Genomic DNA, 23,535 nt, shown 5'->3' on the forward strand with positions numbered 1-23,535 from the left:
GATTTGACCGCGTTCGTCCGAGTCGCGGCCAGGGGAGGCGCTATCGAGCATATCGTGCAGAGCTTTCCAGTCGCGCTGGCGGAAGAGTTCGCTGCAATTGTTATGGATTTTCATCACAATCTCGCTCAAACGGCATTGCCGCCACACGCAGCGCTGACGAAGCCTCGCGCGCTCTTCAAAAGCGCGAAACTCAAATCGAACTTTTCTTCCTGCCAGAGATCAGATCCTTCAAATCGGATTTCGAGATTCTCTGTCCGCGATCAGTGATATGAATATAGCCATCGGGAATATCATCGAGGATCGTCTGGTCGACTTCTAGCCCGTTGCTGGCCAAAAGGTGGGCGAGGACATATTTCGCGTCGAGGACGAGCGCGCGAAAGCTGTCCCATTCTTCGGCCAAGGGCGCGTTCCTGAGTTCCTCGATCGCCTCCATATCGCGGCCCAGCCGGCGCAGATTCTCCGCGATCTTTTTGGAAACTCTTGTCTGGCATCGGCAATCCGATCCGATTGCGCGCAGTGTGTCGATGGCTTCCTCATGCCGGCTCTCGGCGGAAAAGGCGGTCGCGCGCCAGTGCTCGATTTGGCTTCGTTCGTCCGGATCGCGGCCAGGGGAGGCGGTATCCAGCGCGCTATGCAAGGCTTTCCAGTCGCGCTGGCGGTAGAGATTGCTGCAATGATCGTCGATGTTCATCATAACACCCGTTCAAACTGCATTTCCGCCACACGCCGCGCTGACGAAGCCTCGCGCGCAATTTTCGACATCATTATAGCCGCCCGTCAATCCTAAGGGCGGATTTGGCAGGTCGAGCAGGTTCTCACAACGCTCTCGCGCCAATGCCCACTCTTCTGCGCAGTTGTCAGCCAAGTCTAGCAAATCATGATCATCGAGGCCAATGTCGTTCTTGTCGTCGCTGAGTCGATTCGACTTTCCGCGACAGCCGCACGGAGTCCGCGCTGGGCCGTAGCCCAGCGCCTCGCGCTGTTCGTCGAGCGTGAGAAAAGCGGCCTTGCCGACGCGCTCCCATTCCGCCGCGCGCTCGCTCGCCAGCGCTTCGAGACGATCGGCGTTATAGTCGAGACGAAAGGGACCAAAGCCCGGCTGCAGCCAGGCCTGAAAGCTCTTCTGCACGCGCGCGACGAGCGGGAGCACGGTCTGGCGCCAGAAGGCGCGATTGGCCTCGGCGTAATTGCTGAAGGTGTTGTCGCCGGGCAGGCCCAGAAGCAGCGGCGGCACGCCGAAGGCGAGCGCGATCTCGCGCGCGGCGCCCGCTTTTGATTCGGTGAAATCCATGTCCTTTGGCGACAGCGACAGCGCTTTCCAGTCGAGGCCGCCTTCGAGCAGCAGCGGCCGCCCGGCGTTGGTCGCGCCGGAGAAATTCTCCTCCAGCTCTTCCTTCAGCCGCGAGAATTGCTCGTCGGTGAGATGCGCGCCTTCCGGCCCCGCATAGACGAGGGCGCCGGAAGGCCGCGCGGAATTGTCCAAGAGCGCCTTGTTCCAAAAGCTCGCGGCGTTATGCGTGTCGAGCGCCACTTGCGCGGCGGCGAGCGGCGGAAAGCCGTAATAATCGTCGAGCGGGTTGAAGAATTTGATATGCAGGATCGGCTCGATCCCTTCACCGCGCATTTCGTAGCGCGCTTCCTGCCCGAGCGCGCGATAGATAAAGGCGGCGGGCCAGCCGTTGCGTCCCGCCTCGATGCTCATGCGGTCGGGCCGCAGCGCGTAAAGCTCGCGCAGCTCCTCGTCGATCAGCACGGATTCGACATAGGCGTTTCCGTAAAGCAGCAGATTGGCGCAGATCGACTCGATGAAGGAGGCGCTGGTGTCGAGCGGATTGGGCCGCTCGATGAGCGAGATCAGCGGATGGTCGACCGCCTCCTCGCGCCCCTCATAGACGAGCCAGGGCACCGAGGCGGCGGCTTCCGCCACCATGCGCACGCAGCGATGACAGACGGCGTTGCGCTCATAGCCTTCGCGCGTCAGCACCGTCGAATTGCGCGCGCTCCAATGTGGCTGTCCGAGCGCATGCATGGCGAGGAGCTTGGCCGCGCGGGAAGTTTTTGTTTCGCGCGCCGGCACAACCGCGCCGATGAGTCGCGAGAGCAGTGAGGGCATGAAAGTTCCTTGAGAGATAACGTAAAGCAGCGCGCGTTCACCTCTCCCAAAGGGAGAGGGAATTTCGCGCCTACACTCTTCGCATGCGGGGCTCCGGCGCCTTTGGCGTCAAGGCGAGCGCGGTGATCGCCCAGACCAGCGCGTCGAGTCGATCGGGACTGCGCCCTGACGAAAGTCCGTCGGCGCCGAAATCGCACATTTCATCTTTCGGCACCTTCGGCTTTGATATCGTTAGGATTTTGTTTTACGGTTTTCCGGCGTTTTACAGTTCTGTTCGCCGGCCGTTCGTTGCAGCATGAGCAACGCCGCCTTGCCGGAAGTCTTCCTGTCTGCGAAGCGGCAATATCGTTCGATGGTCGCGAGGCTCATGCCCACGATGTCGCCGATCTGCCCTGTAGAGAGACCTTCCCGACGCAGTCGAATAACAGCTGTGCATCGAAGGCCGTGGAGCGTCACGCCAGCAAGCTCGGGGATCTTGTCGCGCTCTTCGGCAAAATGTTCGCTGAAGAGCTTGCGCGTGTATCGCCGACCGTCGGCGCGTCCGCCTTCCTGCAAGAGGAATGGCCCAGGCCGCTTTTTCCAGGTCGACATTTCTTCGGCGAGCTCGGGCAAGATAGGGCACCACACATCGCGCTTGCGCTTCTGCGTGGTGAGCGCGAAGCCGCCGTCGTCGATGTCGGTCCAGCCGAGCCGCACGGCGTCGCTGCCGCGCATGCCGGTGTAGAGATAGAGCATGACGCCGCGCCGGATGACGCCCTTCAGTTTCGTTCGCGCCGCTTCGATATGTTCCGGCGTCCAAGGCTTGTGCCCGGTGTCCTTTGCGTATGGCTTCACGCCTTCGGTCAGACTGTGCTCGATATGATCGCGCACGCGCGCCCAAGTGGAGAATGCGCGCATGGCGGCGAGAAAATTGTTCGCCTTGCCATGCGTCGCCGCTAGGCCATCCATCACGGTTTGCACATGGACGGGCCGCAGACCTTTCGCTGGCAAATTGCCCCACGCCTTGCTCGCTATGCGGAGCGAGCGCTTGTATTGATCGATCGTTCCTTCCGTGATTGTTCCAGCGCTATCGATGTATTCCAGATAGGCGCTGAGCACGGCGCCGAAGTTCTCGGCCGCAACATCGCCGACGATCCCTTGCGCCTGTCGAACGGCGCTCCAAAATTCTGGCGTCTGAGGATCGTTCGGCAGAGCGATGCGCGAGCCGGCATGGTCAGTGCCGCGTCCGGCTTGGAAATAGAAATACTCTCGGCCGCGCGCGACGACGCGATGCACGCCCTTCGGAAGATTGACGGCGGCTCTATCCCTCTGCCGTCGCATTTCGCGCCCCCGCCATGAATGGATCTTGTTCAGACGCAGAGTTGCCGGCCGAAAGCGAATTCAGCGCCAATTGAACGGCGAACCAATCGAAGCGAGAGCAGCCGGCGGAAAGCTTGATAGGCTTCGGCAAGACGCCGCGACGCACCATTTCCCAGACCGTGCTTTCGGACACGTCCAGCTCGCGCGCGAGAGAGCCGCAAGAAAGGTAAGACGGCGGGCGATCGGTCATTCGACGTTCACTCCGCTTCGTCGGTCGTCACAGTCTCAAGCGCGCCCTTCACGCGGCTCACGAGGCTGTCCAGTTCGATTACGACCGAGGCGTCTACATGCCTGTTGCGAAGAACGTCGGCGATCTTTTCAGGCGCGATAGCTTCGGCAGTGAATTCATAGGGGATTTCAGACAGAAGACCGTCGCGAACCAACTCAACGTCATCCGCCGATGGAATGCGCCGCTGTATCACGAGAAAAAGTCCCGTCTTCTTCGCCGCGCTCAGCGCGGCAGATGAGAGATGGAAGGCGATCGCGAGAGGAATCTCCAGCGACGAAATCTTGTCGACGACCTGAAGCCTCAGAACGTCCCCAAAGTCCCATCGGCGGGCCTTGCCCTTTGATTGATCTTTGGTCGCAAACAGTCCGCGCGATATCCAAACGTCAATTTGGCCGCGCCTCATTCCAAGGGCGTCTGCGACTTCTTGCGTATTGTGGGCCATCGGAAATTCCTTTCATGACGAAATATAATCCGTTTCTGTCGCGATGCAAGAAATATCTTCGGGCACTCGAACAAAAAAACGCCCCGCCGTTACATCCGGCGACGGGGCGTTCTGTTGCGCCGGGGAGAATGCCGGCGCTCTGATTGATGTAGGACTCAGAGCAGGTTGCGCAAACGATCGGACTTGCGGGCGACCGCCTCGGCGCTCTCCGTGATGCGCCGAACAATCCGCATGAGAACGCCGTCGTATGTGTCGGTCACGCGCGCAAGCCAAAGAAAGAGCCGCGCGAGCTTGAGCCGCCATGTCAGCGCAATGATCGTGCGAAGCGGCAGACGGTGAAGCAGCGCCTTGACGTTGCTCAGGTCAGTCATCGGCGCGCCTCCCGCTCGAAGACCGCGATTGCATTGCGGATGGCGTCGCCGATCAAGTCGCCGACCCAATTGTCATTGACGGTGTCGTCTTCGTCCAGAAAGTCGGCGATGAACCGAAGGAATTTGGCCGCGCCTGCGGGCGTCGTCGGCTTAGTTGAGTACAAGTCGATATTCGCATCGAAGTAGACGCTACAGGCGGTGTCCTGGTCAGGCCCTTCCTCCGATTGATTGAAAGCGGCATAGGCGCGTTGGTGTTTCTCAATAGCCGCGAAGATCGGGTCGGCTTCCGCGACGACGCCAGCAATGGCGGGGAGCCCGGCGACGGGCGCAGCGGCGAGGCCGGCCATGATGGCGCGGCGGGTGGTTTCTGCTTTCATAAAACCTTCCTCCTTTGGATAAGCCGAAGGCGTTCGCCGAAACGGTGGTTTCGGCGTTGCTCGCGCGGACCTTCTGGTATAGCTTACAGCATATCTTATAGCTTGACTTCCAGCATCACGTCAAGCATCATTTGGAGCATCGGCAATATGCAGGAGACGAAGGTGAAAGAGAACCGATTGCGACGAATGGCTGATCGCCAAGGCTTGCGGCTCGTTAAGAGCCGGAGCCGCGACCCTCACGCGCTTGACTATGGGCTTTACGCCCTGATCGATCACGAAACCGGCGGAGCTGTTAATCCCGCCATTGCCCAACGATGGGTTTGCAGCTGGACACTCGAAGAGGTCGAGGAATACCTCAACGCCCCGCCTGTCGAGAAGAGTGGCGACGAGCCGGGCGTGAAGCTGAAAAAAAGCCCGCGGCTGTGAACCGCGGGCAAGGTCGCTGTCAGAGTCGCTCTATGTGAGGCGACGCCGCCCAAATAGAGCAGGATTGCGCCCAAGCAAGCGTGGCAGGCCAACAAAAACCCCTACCAAAAATGAAGGGGTTTCATAGGTTGCGCCGCAAGGACGCCTATGAGGCGCTGCACCCGGAGACGAAACGCGAAGCCACGCTGAAGCGCGGCCAAGAATTTCCGAGTCGCCAAGTTGGCGAAACGGGGGCCGACCGCTTCACCGCTGACACGGCCGCGAAGACCGGCCAGTCCGAGCGCGCGGTCCAGCGCGACGCCGAGCGCGGGAAAAAAATCAGCGAGCGTGCTGTTTCCATCGTGGGTGTTGACAGTGGCAACAGTGCGGACACGTCGGACACCTCTGCGGACACTTGGAATGCCCGGTTTCCATGGGGGTGTTGCCAGTGTTGACAGTGGAGACACCTTTTCGACCACTGCACCTACAGATACCCATGGCTGCCGCCTTACCCGTATAGGTTGTGGGCGGACAGGACCCTAAGCGCGGCCCGCCTGTCCCGCCTCGATTTCATCTATCCGCTTCACAAGCCGTTCGGCGAGACTGTCGGAGACGGCGTTGAGGTCCTTGCCGCGCAGCGATTCGTGTTCCCGCATTAGGTCCATCAGTTCATTGCGAAACCACGCCACAGCCGCGGCGCGCACGCTCTCGGGCTGCTTCGCGGCGGCTAATGCAACCGTATCGATCGTGCGCCTTATCGATGCTTCCACATCATTGAAGCCGAGCAGAGCGGCCAGCGGGTCGCTCATCTGTTCGCGCGCCTTGGCGCTTCCGCAAGCTGCTTACCAAAACTCGCGATACGGCGGTCGACGTGCAAAATAATCTCGCCATCGCTCATGACACGCGGCGTGACGTCGACAGGCGCGTTATTGTTGATCGTGATCTTCGGCGCGTTGCCGCCGCTCATTGCAACCGGGATCGACCGACCATCCGGCAATGGCACATAGGCTTCCGGCATACGGCCCTCGCCGAACATGGCGAGTTGCGGGGAGTCTGCGATCCCGCCCCCGGCATAGCGTCGCAGCGGCAGCGGCCCTCGCGACGTCATCACGCCGCCGTCTTCGAGTGCAAATAGGCTCATCGCGGTCGTCGCAATAGTGGAAATAATTGAGCCCGCGCTGGACGCTGCTCCAGCCGCTCCGCCGGAGCCGCCGAATAGGCTGGCGAGGCTCGAAATGATATTGCCGGACCCGCCGCTCCCGCCCTTTAGTGCCGCGAAAATCGAATCGATGCCTGTGTCGATCCCCTTGTTAAGACCTTTCGTCGCCAGGCTTGCCAAAGTGTCCTTGAGGCTTTTTCCCAATGAATTCCCTTGCTGTAAGCCCGACACAAGCGTGTGCGCCGCATCCTTCACCGACGCGTTCGCTTCATCCATAATTTGCTTGTATAGCGAGGCTTCCTTTGTCGCCGCATTCAATTGCGTGACAAGCCCCGCGACCTTATCCTTCTGTTCCTGCGTCGCTGCGGTCCCCAGCTTGAGTTGCTCGTTCTCGATTTTGATCTTGAGTGCAATCTTGTCATGCTCAACGCCTTGAGACGCGACAAGCGCAATCTGATTTTTCAGGCTCGCTTCAATGTCCGTGAACTTCGCGGCCGACTTCTCTGCGTCTGACTTGCCGGTTTTTTTCGTAGTCTCGAACAGCTTGCGCGTGTCGCCAACGGCGCGCGGCCGCGACTTTGGATCGCTTTGCGTGAAAAGGTTCACCAGCGGATCGACGTCCGCCATCGTCTTGCCGGCAAAGGGATCGCGCCCGCCATTAGCGCGTAGCTGTCGCATTCGCGCAAAGACAGTGCTCGCCGCCTCGCCTTGCTCGCCAAGAAGCTCGCCTGATTTGAACCGCAGCGTATCGCGAAGCTGGCGCGCGGAGCGCTCGACGTCGAGAATGCCGAGCTTCATATTCGCCCAAGATTTCTCCATCGCCAAAACGGGGTCGGCGAGGTCGCCGAAGGTCGCGAGCAGGCGAGTTGACGTAATCGTGTCAATCTCTGCGATCTCTTTGCGCATCTTCGCGGCGTGCTCGGCGGACGCATCGAAATTTGCGCCAGCCTTTTCCGCTTCGCGCCCGAGAGACGCCATGGACACAGCGCCACTCGCGATTTCATCGAAAAGCTTGCGGCCTTCGTCCTGGCCAAAGAGCGACTGCGCGAGATTTAGTCCCTGCGCGCGCGGCAGTTCGCGGATTTTCTGGACAATCCGGTCGATCCATTCTCCAGCGTTGCGCGCGCGATCGGCGACGTTGAGAAATCCCTTATCGATCTTATCCAAAGAGTCCTTCACTGCACCGCTGTTGCGCGAAAAGGCTTCGAACTCCTTTTGCGCATTGGTGAATGCGCCGATCGTTCCTTTATCGTCAAGTCCCGCGCGCGCGCCGACGATCTTCGCCCCCGCGACGCGGTTCGGCGTTAGTCCCGTCTGCTGTGCTTCCTCGCCAAGCTTCGCGAGAGAAGCTGCCGCGGCGTCTCCAGCAACTTTGACGCCTAAAATGCCTGCCGCGAGAGTGGCGGCAATGCCGACAGGAGAAGTCAGCGCGCGGATGGCGATATTTCCGAAAGCGGCCATCGTCGCGCCGGCGCCGCCAGTCCCCGAAGAAAAGATCTGCGCGATGCGCCCGCCTTCAATCGCAAAAGCCTGGGCAGGGCTTTGACCGGCGATAATCTGGTCGACGAGAGCCTTAGCCACATGAACAGATTCCATCATCTGCATGCGGTTCAGGCCGATGGCGTCGCTATTGTCGTTGACCGCGCCAGTAAGCCTGCGGTGTTTCTCTGCCGCGAGATCGACGACGCGTTGCGCGTCAGCCTGCGTCCGCACGCCAGCGGCAATGGCCTGGTTCGCCGAGACATAGGCCCGCGCCACTTGCGCCGCAGAGCGCGCTTGCGCGTCGACGCTCTTCTCAAGCCGATCGAACGAGCGAGCCGCTTCCTTGGCCTCTTTCGAGAGACCCGCAAAGGCAGCGTCGCCAGTCTGGCCGATCTTGCGCAGCGCGGCTTGGATTTTCTCGTCACCCTCAACGCCAAGGCGCAGAGTGACGGCTGATTTTCCGGCCATGTGCGGTCCTCAGTGAAAGATTGCGGCCTTGCGGAATTGAACCCTAAATGACCCGATCGCCGCAGGGGAAATCGCGTTGGGGGCGGGCATTCCGCTTTTCGGTGTTCGACGGGCCGCGTCGCCGTCAAGAGTAGTCCCCAAATATCGTTACGCGCCAGCGCCGGGGTTCTTGTAAGCGCCGCGGAAGTCGGTCGGAGCTGCGCCGATGTGCCAGTGAACCCTGTATGAAACGCCGAGCCGATTAAACTCCTGCTCTTGCTCGAATGCGGGCGACGCGTAGCCGTCGAGCGTCACAAATTTAATTGCATTGTAGACGTTCGGATCGGCGAAGAGATACCAGGCGTTGCCACTCAGGCGCGGCTCAACCGCCACTGTGATCTGTTGGGCGAACGGGTTCACCTCGGCGATCGTCGTCGCGCTGATGCCCGCCACGAGTTGCTGGGCGACCGTTTCCAGCGAGGCCGGGACTAGCAAGATTTTCGGCGTCAAACCGAGCGGCGTCGTGGCGTCCAACGCCTTTTGCATCCTCATGGCCAACCGAGCGTTTGTCAGTGTCGTCACGTCCGGCGCGCCGCCCGAGCTTGCAAGGTTGCCATGGTCAGCGTGAAAGAGCGTCTTCGTGTCGCTCATTACGCCCGCCAGCGCCGACAGGATCGTCGTCGCCTTCAGCTCATTCGCCGCGAATGCGAAGTCGCGGATGGCGCGCTCGACTGCGCCGAGATCGTCGTTTTTCATCACCTGGAAGCTGACGTTCACGGCTCGGCCAAACGAGGCAATTTGGATCGATTCGCCGTTATCCTCGATGGCGCCGTATGTGAACGCGCCGGACTCCTTGATTTCCTTGAGCGCCGGGAAGGACGAAGTCGACACCTCGGTAACGGGACGGAAGTCGCGGACGGTGCCGACGCGCACGATGGCCGACGCGCCGCTTTCCGCTGCGACCATTAGGGCGTGCAGCGAGCGCCCCATGGCGTTGCCGAGCGCGATCGGAAAATCGCTCGTCGTCATGCCGCCGCCGCGCGTGCCGCTCTGCCAAGAGCCGCCGCGAGGCGAAAGCCAGGAGCGACGCTCGCCGCGAAGTTCGGCAAGGGCGCCGTCGAATTCTTCGAGCCGGAGCGGCATGAACCGCGTGGCAGCGCCTTCAGGCGCAGAGCCCGTCAAGCGAGCGAAGAGCGCATCTTCCGCCGCCCGAAGGGCAAACTGCGGATTGTCGAGCGTCTCGGTATTCGTGGGCATTGAATATCCTCGATTCATTTCCTGATACAAGCCGGGGCGCGGCCCGCCGCCGATAGACGCCGCAACATCGCCAGCGCGGCGACGGGATTCCGTGACGGCCGCCATAATTGTCTGCTCGTCATGGCCTTGGCGGACCATGCGCTCGGCAAGATCGCGCTCGCCATAGAAGTCGGCGCGATCGATCAGGTTCATTGCCTGGCGCGCGGTCATCGCGCTCGGCATGGCGCGCTCAGCGTCATCGTCTTCAGAGACGGGCAGGCTTCGAACCATCGCCGTTGCGTCTGCGGGAGCGCCGACGATCGAGCATTCCATCAGCTCAAGCCCGGACGCCTCGTAGACTTCGCGCCCGTCGCCGGTTTCGACCAGCTTCCAGTTGCGAATTCCGTATCCGATCGAGATGCCCTTGAGATGTCCGGCGGCGATATCAGGCTCAAGAGCGCGCGCCGCTTCGGACTCCCCGAGCTGACAGGTTCCAACAAGCTTGCCGCCCTCAAAGCGCGCTTCGAGCAGCGTGCCGAGCGCCGCGCCGGCAGTGTCTTGGCGGTGGGAGTCGAGTAGTTTGACCTGGCCCTGTGCGACGCGAGAAATGTCCCAATCCGCTGGGTCGCTGCTCAGGCGCTCATAAGCGCCGAACCGCCTCACGTCAGCGAAGGAAGACAAAATGACGCCGAATGTCCGCGTCTTTGGATCATAGCTGCTCGGCGCAAGCGTCGCAGCACGCGACTGACGAGCGGCGGGCGGTCCCTTGCGCGTCATCGTGGTTGCAGGAGCGTTCATGTTCTCAATTTCCCTTCTCGCGCCTGTGTGCAGCGCGCGCTTGGATTAGCTGAAACGCTGTTTGAAGCGCGTGCACGGCGTTTTCTTCGCCCATATTGTCGGTCAACCAGAGCGCCGCGCCGCTTATCTTGCCGGCGACAAAGATGGCGCGGGCCATTTCGTCGGCGGAGACCAAAGCCTCGGGGATTTCTCCGCCCTCGGCCGCAGCTACCCCCGCGTCGAATTGATCGGCGAAGTCGTCGGAGACGCTCTGCGAAATTCCGGTGCCGTTGCTCATGCTTCGTCCTCTCTTTGGAATGATGGGTGATTTGCTTCGCCACTGAAACAAGCTTGTTCGCCATCGTTCGCCATGGCTTCGCCACGTCTCGCCATGGCCTCGCGCAATTTTGCTTCGTCGATTTTCCAGCGGCCGTTGACGCGCTCGCCGAGTTGCGACGCGAGGCGATAGGTCTGCCGCTCAGACAGGCCAGCGAGGTCGGCCGCCTCCTTCACACAGAGCCGGCGAGCCGCTTTGGACAGCAACCGGGGGAAGTCGGTCTGTCTGTCCAGCTCGTCGGCGAGGGCGAGCAGCTCATGCGCCTTTTGTCGAAGCTCGGTTGTCAATCTGTTTGTCAACGCGCCCTGGCCTCTTTGTCGAAACGTAAACCCAAAAAAAAGTGTGAATACATCCGGCCCCCCGGACCCCCGCCTCTTTCCTGTTACGGCCACGCAGGGAGGACCCGCCGTCGACGCCAGTCATGCTCGACCCCAGGTCGGGGTGCATTCGATGCAGCGCCAGACTTCGCGGCCATGGTCATCGAGCCAGGCGAGCGCAGCCAATCGGCCGCAGGAGCAAAACCTATCCGTTTCCCATCGCCTCGCGGCTTCTCGGTTCCGGCGATCGGCTTGCGCCTGAAGGCGGGCGGGGTCGTAGACAACCGCAGGTCGGCGGTTGGCAGTCTCGGCGCTCGGCGAAATTTTTTCGGATTTGCCCCGCTGCCTTACTGACAAAACTGACGAAACCCTGCCGGCTTCTATCTCTCCATCGGTCAAAAATTTTTCGGATTCGCCGGTTTCCCGAACCGACAAAACTGACGAAACTGGCCGAGAGGGGGTTTTGTCAGTTTCGTCAGTATGGGAAATTACCGTTTGCGATTTTTTTTCCTCTTCGCGGGCGAGGTCGAGCCAACGTCCCATGGCAAGCCCCCCTAAATCGCCGGAACGAAGCGCCGGCCGTCTTGAGCGTTCGGTCTTGCTCTGCCCAGCCTGGGGTTCCATTCGTAGACGACAGAGGGTCGCCCGCCCGCATCTGTGCTCGGAATGGTTGCGCCCCGGACATGATGCGCCTCGACCAGAAGGTCCATCGCGGCGGATACGGCGTCCTTGTCAGAAAGGCCGGCCCATGCCTTCCTTTGCACGTCGCGGGCAGTGAACTTGGCGGGCAACTGGTCGCACCGATCGCATATGAGCCTTGCGCCATTCTCGGCGATGATCGTTCCGGCGCCGTAGAGCCGCGCGGCATGGGAGCGCAGATAGTCGGCCCAATCGAGCGCTCTGCCCGTCGCAATGACGCCGACGTGATCGCGCCCTCCGTCTATCAGCTCGAATAGCAACGCCAGCGCTGCCATCGTCTTCGGCATTTTCAATAGATGGCTTTCGAGCGCGCTTGGCATATTTCCAGCACGCGCCGCGCTCTGTAGGTCAGTCATCCATTGACGGAAAAGCTCTTGCGCTTCCGTCGAGAATGAGAAGACAGCCGGCGCTTCGAGATTGCGCGCGAATATCTGCACCGACTCGAAAGCGGCGTCGAAGCTCATGCGCGCGCGTGCGTTTGGACGGCGGTCTATCCAGGTCCAATCGCGCTGATCGTCTGGCCACACGGCGAGTTGGAAACGCTGCAATAGTCCATCGTCTCTTGCGCCCGTCATGGCGCCGCAGACCAAAGGCGCAACGCGAGACGGTTGCGCGCCGCCTATGATTGAGACGGTTGAGCGCTCGATATGAACGGTTCCGCGTCCAATGCGGTCGTATGTGAATGCGCCGTCGCCGTTGTAGGCTTCTAGGTAGAAGGCGCGCTCGCTTTGATATTCGTCGGCGTCCATCTTGGAGAGGAAGCCGGCAAGTTCATCGCGAACAAGCAACAGCCCGTGGCGGTTTTCATTAAGCAGCTCGCCGAGCTTTTCTACAGTCGCATCGTTGACGATCATGCGCGGGCATGGACTGTCGCCTTCGTCAGGCTCCATATGTTCGGCGATGAGACGCCGCGCGCGCTCAGTGTCGCCGGCTTTCATCGCCTTGGCGGCTTCCTTCGCGGCGTCTTTTGCACCTATTCCTTGGAGTTGCGCGTCGATCTCGCGATCACGCTTCGCGATCTCCCAATCCTTTCTAAGGCGGTCTTGCATCGCGAAGACAGGCGCGAGCGCGGAACGCATCGCTGGCGACTTCATGGCGGACGGCCGACCAATCATGACGCCCCAAAGGTTCGGCGTCACTTCCCAATCGTCCAAGCTCTTGGGCTTTATCCGCAAGTCATTTCCGACGACTGCGGCAATGCCGCACAAGCTCGCCACGGCGGCGAAGTCAGGCGGGGACTGCTGCCTATCGGAAACGTCAAGCACATAATCGCGCATGGCGGCTGGCAGCAGATCGGGATCGAACGGCGAGACGGGCGCGAGCTTGTTTTCTATCTTCTTTGGCGCCGGCCAGAGTTCCTCCTTAGGAGAACTGTTGCCATTGCGTCCGTGCGCATCGCGAACGCGCTGCGCCTGCTCGGCAAAATATTTATTCTTCTGCTCGGCGTTCCAGTCAGAATTGAATCCGTTGGAGAGTTCAGCCATGACGCGCGCCCTCCCCAGCAAGAGCAGGCACGGCTTCACGCCAAGACGTGATGGCGACCGACAGGCAGCGGCGGCACGTCCACAAGCGCGCCTCTACTTCGGGCGTGTTTGCGTCTTCGGCGGCCGTAAGCAGCGCATCAGCCTCGCGGGCGAGCACGAAAGCAAATTCGCGGACGATATCGGCGGCGAGCAGCTCAGCGTCGCGCGCGGCAGATCGGACGGGCAGATGAATGATTGCGTTCTGGCCGGCTCGGGCGTAGTCTTTTTGTCGAAGGTTTCCCGCCTTCTTTGTCAATTTGTCGCCGTCCGGTTCTCCAAGCCGGGCGGCGATTTCCGTTTTACAGTTCGGCGGTTTGTTCGACGCCCGTTCACGGTCAAACGCGCTCGCATTGAAAAACGGAAGTCGCTGAACTTCCTTGCCTATTCCGTTTTCAGTTAAATTCGCACATCTCGTCTTCGAGCGCCGGAAAGGCGCCGACATGTTTGACGCGTCCTTGCTCGTAAAGCTGCGCGACCGGCGCGGCGCGTAGATATTTGCCGCGCGTCGCGCGCGCCATCGTCACCGGCGCCGAAGGATCGGCTTCGTTGAGCACGGCGCGGACCATTTCGCCGCCCTGATTGACTTCGGCGACAAGCGCGTCGGCGGAAAGCTTGTGATAGAGCGCGATCGCCGCGCGCGCCCATTGCGCCGGCCGCGCCGCCGACAAGGTCGCGTCGGCGAGAACGTAGAGCGTTCCTGCCTGTTCAACTCCCGCCGCCACGATCCCGCAATTGTCGGCGCGTTTTCCCGAACTCGCCGGCGGATCGACGGCGACGACGATGCGCTTTAACGGCGGCGCCTCATGCACGCGGGCGCCCTCCAGCATGTCGCGCGTCCACAGCGCGTCCTTGCGCTCGTCGAGAATTTCGCCGTCGAGTTCCTGACGGCCCAATCGCGTGCCGGCATATTGCGCGACGACGCTTTCCAGAAACGACGGCGCCAGATTGGCCGCGTTCTCGCGCGTCAAGGCGCGTGTCACGACGCTCGTCGGATGGGCGATCAGCTCTTTCAACAGCGGCAGCGGACGCGGCGTCGTCGTCACCAGTTGGCGCGGCCAGTCGCCGAGACGCAGGCCAAATTGCAGCATGTCCCATGTCTCCCTGGCGTAACGCCATTTGGCGAGTTCGTCGCACCAGGCGGCGTGAAACTGCGGTCCGCGGAGGCTCTCAGGGTCTTCCGCCGAAAAGGCCTGCGCCACGGCGCCCGAGTCCCAGACGACACGCTTTCGCGTCGTCTCCCAGCGCGGCCGATCGCGCCTTCCATGCACGGCGAGAAGACCGGAGACGCCCTCGACCATCACTTCGCGCACATCCGCCGCCGTCTCGCCGACAAGCGCGATGCGGCCGAGCGGCCGCGGCGAAAATTGCGCGCGTCCGAGCGCCAGCGCCTTCACCCATTCGGCGCCGGCGCGGGTCTTGCCAGCGCCGCGCCCGCCGAGGATCAGCCATGTGCGCCAAGGCGCGCCGCTCGCGGCCAAGTGCGGCGGCCATTGATCGCGGCGCGCGACGAATTCCCACTCGTCGAGAAGCCGCGCCAGTTCTCTCGCGCTCAGACCTTCGAGCGCGTCATTCAACAGACCCTGCGCCGCGCAGTCGTTCAAGCCGTCGAGCAAGCTCCGCGCGGAGTTCGGCCAATTCGCGGGGCGGGGCGTCGCCGTCTCGTTCGCTCGCGGCTTCATCGCTGTCATCGTCTGCGTCGTTCTTCTTTTCCTCGCTCTCGCGTCGCATGCGCTTCAATTCGGCGAGCGTCTTGACGAGGCTTGCAAGCGTGCGGGCGCTCGCCTCGATGGTCTTGGGCGCATGTTTGGCGAGCGCAGCTTCGGCGCGGGCGAATTCCTGTTCGACCGCGTCTTCAAGCCGCGCGATGAGCCGGCCAGCGTCGCGCGGCTTCTTTGCGACGAGCGCAGCCTCTTGCGGCTTTTTCGGCGCGCAGGCGGAGGCGCGCAGCGGCCAGCCATTGATTTCCCGAAAGCGGCGAAACTGCCCGACGCTCATGCCGAGCAGTTCGAGAATTTCGCCGATGGGCGTGACGCCCGAGTCGTAGAGAAGCTTCGCCTGCGCAATCTTTTCGTCGCAGGGCGGGACGGATTTGGCCGCCATCAGCCAGTCTCCGGAATGAAACGACTTGTTAGTCGCGCGTCATTGCGAGGAGCGAAGCGACGAAGCAATCCAGATGCTTCAAATCTTCTGGATTGCTTCCAGCTTCGCTTCGCTCGCGGTCGCAATGGCGGCCATAAAGATGAGCTCCAAAAACGATCCCCTCGGCCCAAGACGCAAGCGTCTCGAAGCGCGAGGGGATCGAGTTGGCGCGGGGGAACGGGAGGATAGGACGCCGCGCCGGTAAACTCATTCGCGCCGCTCAAGCGCAATTTTGGAGCATGGCGCTTTTCTATAGGACCATCGTCCTGCTGTCAAGGAATAAAATCATAAATGTTGGGCAAGAGCAACGGCGCCGCGATAGTGTGGAGGCCAATGAAGCGCCTGACGCGCGAAGCCGGAAAAGCCCCGACGGGATTGAGGCCGTGGCTGGTCAGCGCCGGCGAATGTGTTTGTGTTGAGCGAATGGTTAACGAAGCAGCGTTTAGAAATCCGCCGCCGACGCCACGGCTGTTCCCGCTGAAAAACCTGCTCGATCCGAATGAGCGCCCTTGTCAACAGAGATTCATCGAGCCGTTGCAAAACCAGGCGCGGCGAACTGGCGGTATCAGCGATTGTGTCAGCGCGCGGTCGCGGTTTGCTTAACGGCGCTGGTCTTTGCTCGCGCCGCGCGCTCGGCGGAATCAACAGGGGAGCGCCGAGGAAGAGTCGACTCTCGAATGGCGCGGCGCTAAAAAAAACTATTCTGACGGCTGGGGGTTTCATGCGGATATTTATTGGCGCGGCGCTCTGTTGGGCGCTGGCGGGATGCAGCGTCTATATGGCGACGAAGCAGCCGGACGCAAAGAATGTCGATTTGTTTACGGTCGGGACGTCCCGGACGATGATGCTGGCGGAATTCGGCATGCCAGCCGCAACCGAAACCAAGAACGGCCGAACATATGAAATTTTTAAATTCGTGAACGGCTATTCAGCGGGGGCGAAAGCAGGACGCGCCGTTTTTCACGGCGCCGCCGACGTCGTGACGCTGGGGTTATGGGAAGTCGTGGGGACTCCGACGGAAGGCGTATTTTTCACCGGCGACGAGATGGTCTTCCGAGTGAGATACGACAAGGACGACCAAATCGACGAAGTGGTCGCGCTGAAGAGATAGCCGGATCCATTTGATGGATGACCGCGCAAAATTGCCGGGGTCCGTGAAGCCATTTCACCACCGCGCCTTCTTCGGCCAGCGCTTCGGCCACAGCCTGATGAAGTCCGGCAGATCGTCGGTCTCGACGTCGTCTTCGCCGGCCTCGATCCGGCCGCGCGCCGACACGCCGGCGCGAGAGACGCTTTCCGGATCGCCGGAGATCAGCGGATGCCAGGGCGGCAGCGGCTTGCCCCGAAAGCGCAGCACATAGGCGCAGGTCGGCGGCAGCCAGGGAATATCCGCAAGCTTCTCGAGCGTGAGCCGCACACAGTCCGGCACGTAGCGCCGTCGCCGCGGATAGTCGCCGCAGCGGCAGCTCTGCTGGTCCAGCAGTTTGCAGGCGACGCTCGTGTGATAGATCGCGCCCGTGTCCTCGTCTTCGAGCTTCACCAGACAGCAGCGGCCGCAGCCGTCGCACAGCTGTTCCCATTCGGCGCGGGTGATGTCCGAAAGCGGCTTTTCCCAGAATGGCGTCTCGGTCGGCGCGGCCTCGACCGGGAGCGCGCGCCGCGGAAGACTCGAACCCGGTTTTTCGGCGCGCTCGACGCTTTTGGACCCGGCCACATGATCCGGATCGGGGCGGTTCCACTCGCCTGCAGCGTGATCTGGGGCATTTTCGCCTTTTTTTAACGCCATCCTTCTCTTTCGACTTGCGCTTTGCGCGACAGAAACCATAACGCAGTGTGGGTCGCGCGGACTGTCGTCAAGATGGTTAAAAAAGTGTTAATGTCCACAAAGCGCCGATAAGTCTTATCGGCGCGGGGAGCATTTGAGCTGTGTTGGAGCGTTTCCAGGCTTCTGCTTTCGCCAAGCGCTTGCGGCGCATCCTGCTCGCGATCGATGCGCTGATCGATTCCGCCATGTTCCAGAGCGGGCGGCGCGCCCGCGAGCTCTATGAGGATTTTTCGACCTTCATGGAGCGGTTCCATGTCTCCGGCCTTGCCCGGGTCGGCGTGGAGCTCTCTTGCGAGGCGCTGACGCTTGGCCTGGGCGCCGGCGTCGTCGCCATGGCGCTCGCCTCCTCGGCGTTCCAGATGACCAGCGACGAGAATTGGCTCAAGCAGACCGATCTCGCCGTCACCTTCCTCGATCGCTACGGCGCGGAAGTCGGCCAGCGCGGCATCAAGCACGACGACGCCGTGCCGCTCGATCAATATCCCGATTATCTTATCAAGGCGGTGCTGGCGACGGAAGACCGCCGCTTCTACGAACATTTCGGCATCGACGTGATCGGCACGCTGCGGGCGCTCACCGTCAACGCCCGGTCATCGGGCGTGGTGCAGGGCGGCTCCTCTATCAGCCAGCAGCTCGCCAAGAATCTATTCCTTTCGAATGAGCGCACCATCACCCGCAAGATCAACGAGGCCTTTCTGGCGCTGTGGCTCGAGCATCACTTGACGAAACGGGAAATCCTCAAGCTCTATCTCGATCGCGTCTACATGGGCGGCGGCGCCTTCGGCATCCAGGCGGCGGCCGAATTCTATTTCGGCAAGTCGGTTAAAGACGTCACGCTCTCCGAGGCGGCGATGCTCGCGGGCCTGTTCAAGGCGCCGACGAAATATGCGCCGCACGTCAATCTGCCGGCGGCGCGCGCGCGGGCCAATGATGTTTTGAACAATCTCGTCGACTCGGGCTTCATGACCGATAGCCAGATCATCGCGGCGCAGCGCAGTCCGGCGACGCCGATCGACCGCGCCCGCGAGACGAGCCCCGACTGGTATCTCGATTACGCCTATGGCGAAATCCGCAGGTTCGCGCAGCAAGGCAAGCTTGGCGACAATCGCGTGCTCAGCGTGCGCACCACGCTCGATTCCAACGTCCAGAAGCGCGCCGAAGACGTCATCGAAACCAATCTGCGCGAGCAGGGCCGAAGCTTCCGTGTCAAGCAGAGCGCCGCGGTCGTCATGGAGCCGGACGGCGCCGTGCGCGCCATCGTCGGCGGACGGGATTATGGCGCAAGCCAGTTCAATCGCGCGACCGACGCCGCGCGCCAGCCCGGCTCCTCCTTCAAGCCCTACGTCTATCTCACCGCCCTGATGACCGGCCGTTTCAAGCCGACGACCATCGTCACCGACCGGCCGACCTGCATCGGCAATTACTGCGTCCATAACTACAGCGGCGGCTATGCCGGCTCCATGCCGCTCGCCATGGCTCTGGCGAAATCCTTGAACACGATCGCCATTCAACTGTCGCAGGCGATCGGCAAGGGCGATTCGCGCATCGGCCGCGCCAAGATTATCGAAACCTGCCGGCGGCTCGGCATCTCCACGCCGCTCGAAGACACGCCTTCGCTTCCCGTCGGACAGAGCGACGTGATCCTGCTCGAACATTCGGCGGGCTATGGGGCCTTCGTCAACGGCGGCAAAAAGGTCACGCCTTACGCCGCCGTCGAAATTCGCAACCGCCAGGGCGATCTGCTCTATCGCCACGACCGCGACGCGCCGCCGCAAACGCAGGCGGTGCCGTTCGATAAGGTCGTCGAACTCGCCGGCATGATGAAGAAGGTCGTCGAGGAAGGCACCGGCAGACGCGCCCAGCTCGGCCAGGGCATCGACGTGATCGGCAAGACCGGCACCACAAATGGCTATAGGGACGCCTGGTTCTGCGGCTATTCCGGAACGATGGGCGGCTGCGTCTGGTACGGCAATGACGACAACGCCCCGATGAACAACATGACCGGCGGCACGCTGCCGGCAAGCACCTGGCACGACATCATGGCCTATGCGCATCAGGGCGCGATCCTAAAGCCGATCGTCGGCTTGAGGCCCGATCCCAAGGGCGCGACAGCCGCCGCCAACGCCAATGTCGTCAAGCCGCTCGAACTTGGCGCGCCGCAGCGTCCCGCGACCCTGTCCAAGGGCGCGATGCAGGCGCTCGAATCGCTTCAAATGAAGATCAAAGCGGTCGGCGGCGACAAGCAGAGCGGGCTCGAAGCGCCTGAACCCGCCGCATCCGACGTCGTGCGGCGCGAGGCGCAGCGCGCGAGCGGCGCCGACGGCGTCATCCGTTAAGCGGCGGGAGCGCACCCTTGGACCTCAAGCCTTACGCAAATTATCTGCGCGCCGCCTCGGCGATGATCGCCGGCGTCGGCATCGGCCTGTTTGCGACCGTCCTGTCGCTCAACGCCGGCTATGGCTTCAATTCTCTGCGCGCCGGGCCATGGACCGCCTGGCCGCATATCGGCGGCGCCGACATCGACCCTTATGCGCGGGCGGTCATCTCGCGTTCCGGAGAAGCGCCGCTCGGCCGCGATCAGGGACTGGCCTTCATCGCGCGCGCCGACTCCAATGGCGCGCCGCTCAGCGCCGAATGCGAATATCGGATTGTCGATCCCTTGCCCGCCGCGCGCTTCTGGACGATCGCGTTGGCGAGCCCCGACGGCCGGCTGCTCGCCAATCCCACCGAGCGCTACGGCTATTCCTCGGTCGACGTTCTGCGCAATGAGGGCGGCGCCTTTGAGATCGACGTCGCGCGCGAAGCGCGGCCCGGCAATTGGCTGTCGCCGGGCGCCGCGAAAGACTTTGTCGTCATGCTGCGGCTCTATGATACGCCGCTCGACAGTGAGTCGGCTCCAGATCCAAATTCCTTTCCAAAAATTGTGAAACGCGGATGCGCCTGAACATTCCCGATCGTTATCTTGACCTTCTGCCGTGGCTGTTCGCGACGCTGCTCGTCGCGGGAATCGTGCATATCGTTTCGGTGCTGATGATGCCGACCGTGGCGCCGAACGACGCGCTCGCGCGACTGGCGTCCTATGTGAAGAGCGCCGCGCCGGCGGAAGGCCTGGTGATGCTGCCGCAGATGGCGCCCGGCGCCGAGACGCTGCCCTTCGAGGATCCGGCCTTCGCCGAGGCGGTCTGCGTCTATGATCTCGGCAAGGGTCCGCTGCGGGTCAAGACGAGCGTCGACGGCGAGGATTTTCTCGGGCTCTCATTTCACGCCACCGCCGGCCGCATCTATCATTCGATGACCGACCGCTCGGCGATCAAGGGCAAGATCGACATCGTCGTCGGCGACGCGCGCCAGATCGACGCGCTGACGAGCGCCGATGAGGGCGACGCCCCGCCGCCGCAGGAAGTGCGGCTCACGGCGCCGGCGAAGCGCGGCTTCATTCTGATCCGCTCCTTGGCCAAGCGCGCCTCCGACCAGGAGCGCGCGCGCAGCAGATTGAGCGCAATAAGCTGCCAGCGTTTCGATCTGCCGCAGGGGTAGAACGCCGTCACTGCGAGGAGCGCTGCGACGAAGCACTCCAGAGCAACGGCGCGACGATGGATTGCTTCGTCTGCGGCGCGCAATGACGACTCACGTTATCATGTCATTCTCGACAGGCCGAAAGCCTGAGCGGGAACGCGCGGCCTAAGATTTCAGGGGAGGGGCGGGCGCAATGACGCAGGCGGCGGCTGAAGGTGCGGCGGAGAGTCGGCGCATGCGCGGACGAAAGCCCAAGGCGCCTCAATATTACGAATTCGACGCAGCGCTCAATGTGCGGCCGCCCTTCTTCAAGCTTGCGAATGAAGCGCGGTTGCAGGAATGCGGTTCGCTGCTTGCTGAGCCTGGCTGGCCGGATGGTTATGCGCGGCTGCCACGTCACCCCTGGCGCCTTCCGGACTATCGCGAGTCGCCGCTGCTTGTGTTCGACAAGAAGTTTGGTCGCCCGGCGCGCGACGTCGAAAACTTCGGCGGACTGTGGTTTGTCACAACCGCGATGAAAGCCTTTCTGGAGCGCGTCGATCCGGAGGCCTGCGATTATCGCAAATGCGACACTGTTTGGTCCTCGGGAGAAGCGGGGCCGGAATATTGGCTCTGTTCGGTCACCCGGCTGCTTTTCGGATGGGACGTGATCGACTTGGAAAAATCCAAGAAAATGACGGTCGTCATCGAGCCGGATGGCTTTCCTTCATATCCGTCGACGGGCGGTTATCCCTTTATCCATCTCAAGTCCGAAGCGGTCGGCTCTGCTCACCTCTTTCGCATCGTCGGCTTCGGCCAAGCGATCTTTTGCGACCAGACTCTCAAGGACGCTTACAAAGAGGCGGGCATAAAGGGCGGCGACTTTCTAAAGATCGGCGTCGACCATTGGTGAGTGAACGCGCCTATTTCAATTGTGCGACGATCCCATGAGGTTTATTTCTGCCCATGCTTGGCAATGACAAATATATATGGATTATTCCTGCAGGATGTGCGGTCGCGTTCATGACGTACAGCGGATTTGCGTATTACTTACGGCTTAAAAATTGGAAAAAATTAGACGGCGCCGTAGTCGATTGTGAGGGTTCTTATCAAGGAGACAACAACATCGTCTATGAATGCCTGATAGAGTTGAAGGATGGTGAGCAAGTTGAAATTGTTAGCGTCACCAGTGGCTTGACCAAGAGAAAAAAGGGCGAGCGCGTCAAGGTGATGGTTAACCCGCGCAATAACCGAGATTTTGATATGGTAGACGCCAAACAAAAGCTTGTTGGTCCTTTAATTGGGTCAGTTTTGTTTATGTGGACGATCATTATGTTGCTGTTGCCGTAAATTCCCGTAATCGTGAGGAAGCATGTTTAAATTCTTATTGAGCGTCATTTGGGGCGTGGCGAAAATAATATTGATAACGGTGGTCGTGTTCGTGCTTCTGTTTCTTATTCACGCGGAGGTTAACCATTTATTGAGTTATTCCGTCTTTTCGTGCATTGATAAGAATTTTATTTTCACTGCCTCTGAGGCTATATCTCATATAAAGAAACATATAGAAATAGAATCTTTAGATGATTATTCATACATGAACGCATCTATATCTTCTGACTACAATAAAATATCTCGTAATGCGGGGACTGATCGTGAGTTGGGAGACTACGGCTGGGGCGCTTCGAGGAAAGATGCGTCATACCCATTTCAAGCTGACGTGATAAGCGTTGAGTTTGTTGGCGGCAACTCTTCTTACGTTCAGTGTGACATGTTAGCGTGTGGGCCGATACTAGGTTGTGAAGCGCATTGACAAGGGCTGAACCGTATTGCCGGAGCAAACCATGAGCGGCATCGTCAGGCCACGCGTGCTTCACATGTTGCCCAGTCTATTCGCGGGGAGTCGCATCCGCTCGGCTCCGTTCACATCGGCGCTTTCCGGCATTTCCATCCATCGGTTTGTGGGCTGGCTTGTTGGCCCTCTCGCAATCGTCGCTGCGTTTTTTTGGGCGGCGAACCATATCGGCGGCAATATCTTTGCGGTGAAAGCCCCAAAGACCGACTGCATCCCTAACGAACGCTTCGTCAATGATCCGGACGGGCGTCGTTTTCTCGAACTGCGCTGGCTGATGGACCCGCCGGGCTGGCGCGTCCGCCTGCGCGTGCCGGCCGAATATGTGACATGGGCCGATGTCGGGTGCGTGCCCGCCTTGGGGCGCGGATATCCAGATCCGAACTATCGGGACGTCTATGTGCATGGGTTTAGCATCGGCGTGGATCTGCCGGATTTCACGGTTCTGCATCCGACCGATCGACACATCTGGAATCGAGGCCTCGACACGACAAAGATGGTTGTGAGCGTGGATTCCGAAGTAAAAGTGCAGGGTGGGGAGGCTGAAAAGGTTCAAGTGATTCAAAAGGATTTCTATGACACACAACGGATTTTTCTTGATCCAGAGAGCGTGTCTTTGAAATCAAGCCACCTGACTGTTGGCCCAAAGCCGGACAAGTTCAATTTGAAGCGCGTCGGCACCATCGGAGATATGAGCCGCTACAAGACCGAATTAGGGGGGGGGTGAGGCCGTCGATTTCTACTATGTCGACAGAAAACCGATCGATCTGTGGTTCGAGTGTCAGGCGGAAGAAATCAAGGATCACACGGAAGACTCTGGATGGGATCGTCGCCCCGAATGCCAGATGTTTTTCCGCTATGCGCGTCTGGACGCTGTGATTACAGCCAGATTCCCACGAATATTCATGGCGATGTGGCCGGAGATCAAGCTGAGGCTGGAACGGCTTATGGACA

General features: G+C 60.9%; 25 protein-coding genes and 2 pseudogenes. 11 read left to right on the top strand and 16 right to left on the bottom strand.

The features are described 5' to 3' along the window. Window positions 1-190: 190 nt before the first annotated feature. The 7 genes and pseudogenes from ACR65T_RS09570 to ACR65T_RS09600 form a co-directional block, all read right to left on the bottom strand. Window positions 191-694, bottom strand: a complete 504-nt coding sequence (locus ACR65T_RS09570) for a hypothetical protein (RefSeq protein WP_434496259.1) — start codon at window positions 692-694, stop codon at window positions 191-193. 261 nt (window positions 695-955) lie between these two features. Next, window positions 956-2,113, bottom strand: a pseudogene (locus ACR65T_RS09575) (phage portal protein); the annotation flags it as partial. A 70-nt stretch (window positions 2,114-2,183) separates the two neighbouring features. Further along, a pseudogene (locus tag ACR65T_RS09580) lies at window positions 2,184-2,321 on the bottom strand (ATP-binding protein); the annotation flags it as partial. Between the two features lie 23 nt (window positions 2,322-2,344). Further along, a complete protein-coding gene (locus ACR65T_RS09585; protein ID WP_434496260.1) occupies window positions 2,345-3,433 on the bottom strand; it encodes a tyrosine-type recombinase/integrase in 1,089 nt (362 codons plus the stop codon). Between the two features lie 236 nt (window positions 3,434-3,669). Then, a complete protein-coding gene (locus ACR65T_RS09590; protein ID WP_434496261.1) occupies window positions 3,670-4,143 on the bottom strand; it encodes a MerR family transcriptional regulator in 474 nt (157 codons plus the stop codon). Window positions 4,144-4,298: 155 nt separating this feature from the next. Next, window positions 4,299-4,514: a hypothetical protein gene (locus ACR65T_RS09595; protein WP_434496262.1), complete on the bottom strand. Its 216-nt coding sequence runs from the start codon at window positions 4,512-4,514 to the stop codon at window positions 4,299-4,301. Further along, window positions 4,511-4,891 carry a hypothetical protein gene (locus ACR65T_RS09600; protein WP_434496263.1) on the bottom strand — a complete coding sequence of 127 codons (381 nt, stop codon included), beginning with the start codon at window positions 4,889-4,891 and terminating at the stop codon, window positions 4,511-4,513. Before ACR65T_RS09600 ends, ACR65T_RS09595 begins: the two co-directional genes overlap by 4 nt. A 147-nt stretch (window positions 4,892-5,038) precedes the next feature. Between ACR65T_RS09600 and ACR65T_RS09605 the strand changes: the two genes are divergently transcribed. Next, the gene (locus ACR65T_RS09605; protein WP_434496264.1) at window positions 5,039-5,317 is read left to right on the top strand and encodes a hypothetical protein; all 279 of its coding nucleotides are present in this window, start codon (window positions 5,039-5,041) and stop codon (window positions 5,315-5,317) included. A 128-nt stretch (window positions 5,318-5,445) separates the two neighbouring features. Continuing rightward, window positions 5,446-5,751, top strand: a complete 306-nt coding sequence (locus ACR65T_RS09610) for a hypothetical protein (protein WP_434496265.1) — start codon at window positions 5,446-5,448, stop codon at window positions 5,749-5,751. An 84-nt stretch (window positions 5,752-5,835) separates the two neighbouring features. Here the strand turns inward: ACR65T_RS09610 and ACR65T_RS09615 are convergent, their stop codons facing one another. The 6 genes from ACR65T_RS09615 to ACR65T_RS09640 all read right to left on the bottom strand — a co-directional run bounded on the left by ACR65T_RS09615 (window position 5,836) and on the right by ACR65T_RS09640 (window position 13,234). Then, window positions 5,836-6,105, bottom strand: coding sequence for a hypothetical protein (locus ACR65T_RS09615; RefSeq protein WP_434496266.1), 270 nt, complete (start codon window positions 6,103-6,105; stop codon window positions 5,836-5,838). Then, a complete protein-coding gene (locus ACR65T_RS09620; protein WP_434496267.1) occupies window positions 6,102-8,405 on the bottom strand; it encodes a hypothetical protein in 2,304 nt (767 codons plus the stop codon). The genes ACR65T_RS09615 and ACR65T_RS09620 overlap by 4 nt, the downstream gene beginning before the upstream one ends. Before the next feature lie 147 nt (window positions 8,406-8,552). Continuing rightward, entirely contained in the window at window positions 8,553-10,418 is a 1,866-nt protein-coding gene (locus ACR65T_RS09625) for a Mu-like prophage major head subunit gpT family protein (RefSeq protein ID WP_434496268.1), read from the bottom strand. A 4-nt stretch (window positions 10,419-10,422) separates the two neighbouring features. Continuing rightward, window positions 10,423-10,695, bottom strand: a complete 273-nt coding sequence (locus ACR65T_RS09630) for a hypothetical protein (RefSeq protein WP_434496269.1) — start codon at window positions 10,693-10,695, stop codon at window positions 10,423-10,425. Further along, complete coding sequence (locus tag ACR65T_RS09635) at window positions 10,692-11,126, bottom strand: hypothetical protein (protein WP_434496270.1); 435 nt, start codon at window positions 11,124-11,126, stop codon at window positions 10,692-10,694. Before ACR65T_RS09635 ends, ACR65T_RS09630 begins: the two co-directional genes overlap by 4 nt. 479 nt (window positions 11,127-11,605) lie before the next feature. Then, window positions 11,606-13,234: a YfjI family protein gene (locus ACR65T_RS09640; RefSeq protein WP_434496271.1), complete on the bottom strand. Its 1,629-nt coding sequence runs from the start codon at window positions 13,232-13,234 to the stop codon at window positions 11,606-11,608. Between ACR65T_RS09640 and ACR65T_RS09645 the strand changes: the two genes are divergently transcribed. Then, on the top strand, window positions 13,233-13,673 hold the full coding sequence (locus ACR65T_RS09645; protein ID WP_434496272.1) for a hypothetical protein: 441 nt from the start codon (window positions 13,233-13,235) through the stop codon (window positions 13,671-13,673). The genes ACR65T_RS09640 and ACR65T_RS09645 overlap by 2 nt on opposite strands. Here the strand turns inward: ACR65T_RS09645 and ACR65T_RS09650 are convergent. Then, entirely contained in the window at window positions 13,666-14,826 is a 1,161-nt protein-coding gene (locus ACR65T_RS09650; protein ID WP_434496356.1) for a DNA-packaging protein, read from the bottom strand. The genes ACR65T_RS09645 and ACR65T_RS09650 overlap by 8 nt on opposite strands. A 13-nt stretch (window positions 14,827-14,839) precedes the next feature. Next, the gene (locus ACR65T_RS09655) at window positions 14,840-15,373 is read right to left on the bottom strand and encodes a hypothetical protein (RefSeq protein ID WP_434496273.1); all 534 of its coding nucleotides are present in this window, start codon (window positions 15,371-15,373) and stop codon (window positions 14,840-14,842) included. A 372-nt stretch (window positions 15,374-15,745) separates the two neighbouring features. On the opposite strand from ACR65T_RS09655, the gene ACR65T_RS09660 reads away from it, so the two are divergent. Together ACR65T_RS09660 and ACR65T_RS09665 are read left to right on the top strand one after the other, a co-directional pair. After that, window positions 15,746-16,015 (top strand): hypothetical protein, encoded by a 270-nt coding sequence (locus tag ACR65T_RS09660; protein ID WP_434496274.1) that lies wholly within the window; start codon window positions 15,746-15,748, stop codon window positions 16,013-16,015. A gap of 118 nt (window positions 16,016-16,133) precedes the next feature. Next, window positions 16,134-16,523, top strand: coding sequence for a hypothetical protein (locus ACR65T_RS09665; RefSeq protein WP_434496275.1), 390 nt, complete (start codon window positions 16,134-16,136; stop codon window positions 16,521-16,523). Between the two features lie 54 nt (window positions 16,524-16,577). Here the strand turns inward: ACR65T_RS09665 and ACR65T_RS09670 are convergent, their stop codons facing one another. Continuing rightward, window positions 16,578-17,198 (bottom strand): YcgN family cysteine cluster protein, encoded by a 621-nt coding sequence (locus ACR65T_RS09670; RefSeq protein WP_434496276.1) that lies wholly within the window; start codon window positions 17,196-17,198, stop codon window positions 16,578-16,580. 140 nt (window positions 17,199-17,338) lie between these two features. On the opposite strand from ACR65T_RS09670, the gene ACR65T_RS09675 reads away from it, so the two are divergent. From ACR65T_RS09675 to ACR65T_RS09700, 6 genes are all read left to right on the top strand, one after another. Continuing rightward, on the top strand, window positions 17,339-19,573 hold the full coding sequence (locus tag ACR65T_RS09675) for a transglycosylase domain-containing protein (protein ID WP_434496277.1): 2,235 nt from the start codon (window positions 17,339-17,341) through the stop codon (window positions 19,571-19,573). A 17-nt stretch (window positions 19,574-19,590) separates the two neighbouring features. Continuing rightward, window positions 19,591-20,181 (top strand): DUF1214 domain-containing protein, encoded by a 591-nt coding sequence (locus ACR65T_RS09680; RefSeq protein ID WP_434496278.1) that lies wholly within the window; start codon window positions 19,591-19,593, stop codon window positions 20,179-20,181. Further along, window positions 20,172-20,774, top strand: coding sequence for a DUF1254 domain-containing protein (locus tag ACR65T_RS09685; protein ID WP_434496279.1), 603 nt, complete (start codon window positions 20,172-20,174; stop codon window positions 20,772-20,774). The genes ACR65T_RS09680 and ACR65T_RS09685 overlap by 10 nt, the downstream gene beginning before the upstream one ends. 172 nt (window positions 20,775-20,946) lie before the next feature. Continuing rightward, window positions 20,947-21,645, top strand: coding sequence for an imm11 family protein (locus ACR65T_RS09690; RefSeq protein WP_434496280.1), 699 nt, complete (start codon window positions 20,947-20,949; stop codon window positions 21,643-21,645). A gap of 53 nt (window positions 21,646-21,698) precedes the next feature. After that, window positions 21,699-22,082 carry a hypothetical protein gene (locus tag ACR65T_RS09695; RefSeq protein ID WP_434496281.1) on the top strand — a complete coding sequence of 128 codons (384 nt, stop codon included), beginning with the start codon at window positions 21,699-21,701 and terminating at the stop codon, window positions 22,080-22,082. A 491-nt stretch (window positions 22,083-22,573) separates the two neighbouring features. After that, the gene (locus tag ACR65T_RS09700; protein WP_434496282.1) at window positions 22,574-23,308 is read left to right on the top strand and encodes a hypothetical protein; all 735 of its coding nucleotides are present in this window, start codon (window positions 22,574-22,576) and stop codon (window positions 23,306-23,308) included. The last annotated feature ends 227 nt before the right edge of the window (window positions 23,309-23,535 follow it).

It is taken from the genome of Methylocystis sp., assembly GCF_051061285.1.
Lineage (GTDB): Bacteria > Pseudomonadota > Alphaproteobacteria > Rhizobiales > Beijerinckiaceae > Methylocystis.

What these genes read in the sequence shown, in the direction of transcription:
- ACR65T_RS09570 (WP_434496259.1), bottom strand. Translation starts at nt 694, where the DNA reads ATGATGAACATCGACGATCATTGCAGCAATCTCTACCGCCAGCGCGAC.
- ACR65T_RS09585 (WP_434496260.1), bottom strand. Translation starts at nt 3,433, where the DNA reads ATGCGACGGCAGAGGGATAGAGCCGCCGTCAATCTTCCGAAGGGCGTG.
- ACR65T_RS09590 (WP_434496261.1), bottom strand. Translation starts at nt 4,143, where the DNA reads ATGGCCCACAATACGCAAGAAGTCGCAGACGCCCTTGGAATGAGGCGC.
- ACR65T_RS09595 (WP_434496262.1), bottom strand. Translation starts at nt 4,514, where the DNA reads ATGACTGACCTGAGCAACGTCAAGGCGCTGCTTCACCGTCTGCCGCTT.
- ACR65T_RS09600 (WP_434496263.1), bottom strand. Translation starts at nt 4,891, where the DNA reads ATGAAAGCAGAAACCACCCGCCGCGCCATCATGGCCGGCCTCGCCGCT.
- ACR65T_RS09605 (WP_434496264.1), top strand. Translation starts at nt 5,039, where the DNA reads ATGCAGGAGACGAAGGTGAAAGAGAACCGATTGCGACGAATGGCTGAT.
- ACR65T_RS09615 (WP_434496266.1), bottom strand. Translation starts at nt 6,105, where the DNA reads ATGAGCGACCCGCTGGCCGCTCTGCTCGGCTTCAATGATGTGGAAGCA.
- ACR65T_RS09620 (WP_434496267.1), bottom strand. Translation starts at nt 8,405, where the DNA reads ATGGCCGGAAAATCAGCCGTCACTCTGCGCCTTGGCGTTGAGGGTGAC.
- ACR65T_RS09625 (WP_434496268.1), bottom strand. Translation starts at nt 10,418, where the DNA reads ATGAACGCTCCTGCAACCACGATGACGCGCAAGGGACCGCCCGCCGCT.
- ACR65T_RS09630 (WP_434496269.1), bottom strand. Translation starts at nt 10,695, where the DNA reads ATGAGCAACGGCACCGGAATTTCGCAGAGCGTCTCCGACGACTTCGCC.
- ACR65T_RS09645 (WP_434496272.1), top strand. Translation starts at nt 13,233, where the DNA reads ATGACGCGCGCCCTCCCCAGCAAGAGCAGGCACGGCTTCACGCCAAGA.
- ACR65T_RS09640 (WP_434496271.1), bottom strand. Translation starts at nt 13,234, where the DNA reads ATGGCTGAACTCTCCAACGGATTCAATTCTGACTGGAACGCCGAGCAG.
- ACR65T_RS09655 (WP_434496273.1), bottom strand. Translation starts at nt 15,373, where the DNA reads ATGGCGGCCAAATCCGTCCCGCCCTGCGACGAAAAGATTGCGCAGGCG.
- ACR65T_RS09660 (WP_434496274.1), top strand. Translation starts at nt 15,746, where the DNA reads ATGAAGCGCCTGACGCGCGAAGCCGGAAAAGCCCCGACGGGATTGAGG.
- ACR65T_RS09665 (WP_434496275.1), top strand. Translation starts at nt 16,134, where the DNA reads ATGCGGATATTTATTGGCGCGGCGCTCTGTTGGGCGCTGGCGGGATGC.
- ACR65T_RS09670 (WP_434496276.1), bottom strand. Translation starts at nt 17,198, where the DNA reads ATGGCGTTAAAAAAAGGCGAAAATGCCCCAGATCACGCTGCAGGCGAG.
- ACR65T_RS09685 (WP_434496279.1), top strand. Translation starts at nt 20,172, where the DNA reads ATGCGCCTGAACATTCCCGATCGTTATCTTGACCTTCTGCCGTGGCTG.
- ACR65T_RS09690 (WP_434496280.1), top strand. Translation starts at nt 20,947, where the DNA reads ATGACGCAGGCGGCGGCTGAAGGTGCGGCGGAGAGTCGGCGCATGCGC.
- ACR65T_RS09695 (WP_434496281.1), top strand. Translation starts at nt 21,699, where the DNA reads ATGCTTGGCAATGACAAATATATATGGATTATTCCTGCAGGATGTGCG.
- ACR65T_RS09700 (WP_434496282.1), top strand. Translation starts at nt 22,574, where the DNA reads ATGAGCGGCATCGTCAGGCCACGCGTGCTTCACATGTTGCCCAGTCTA.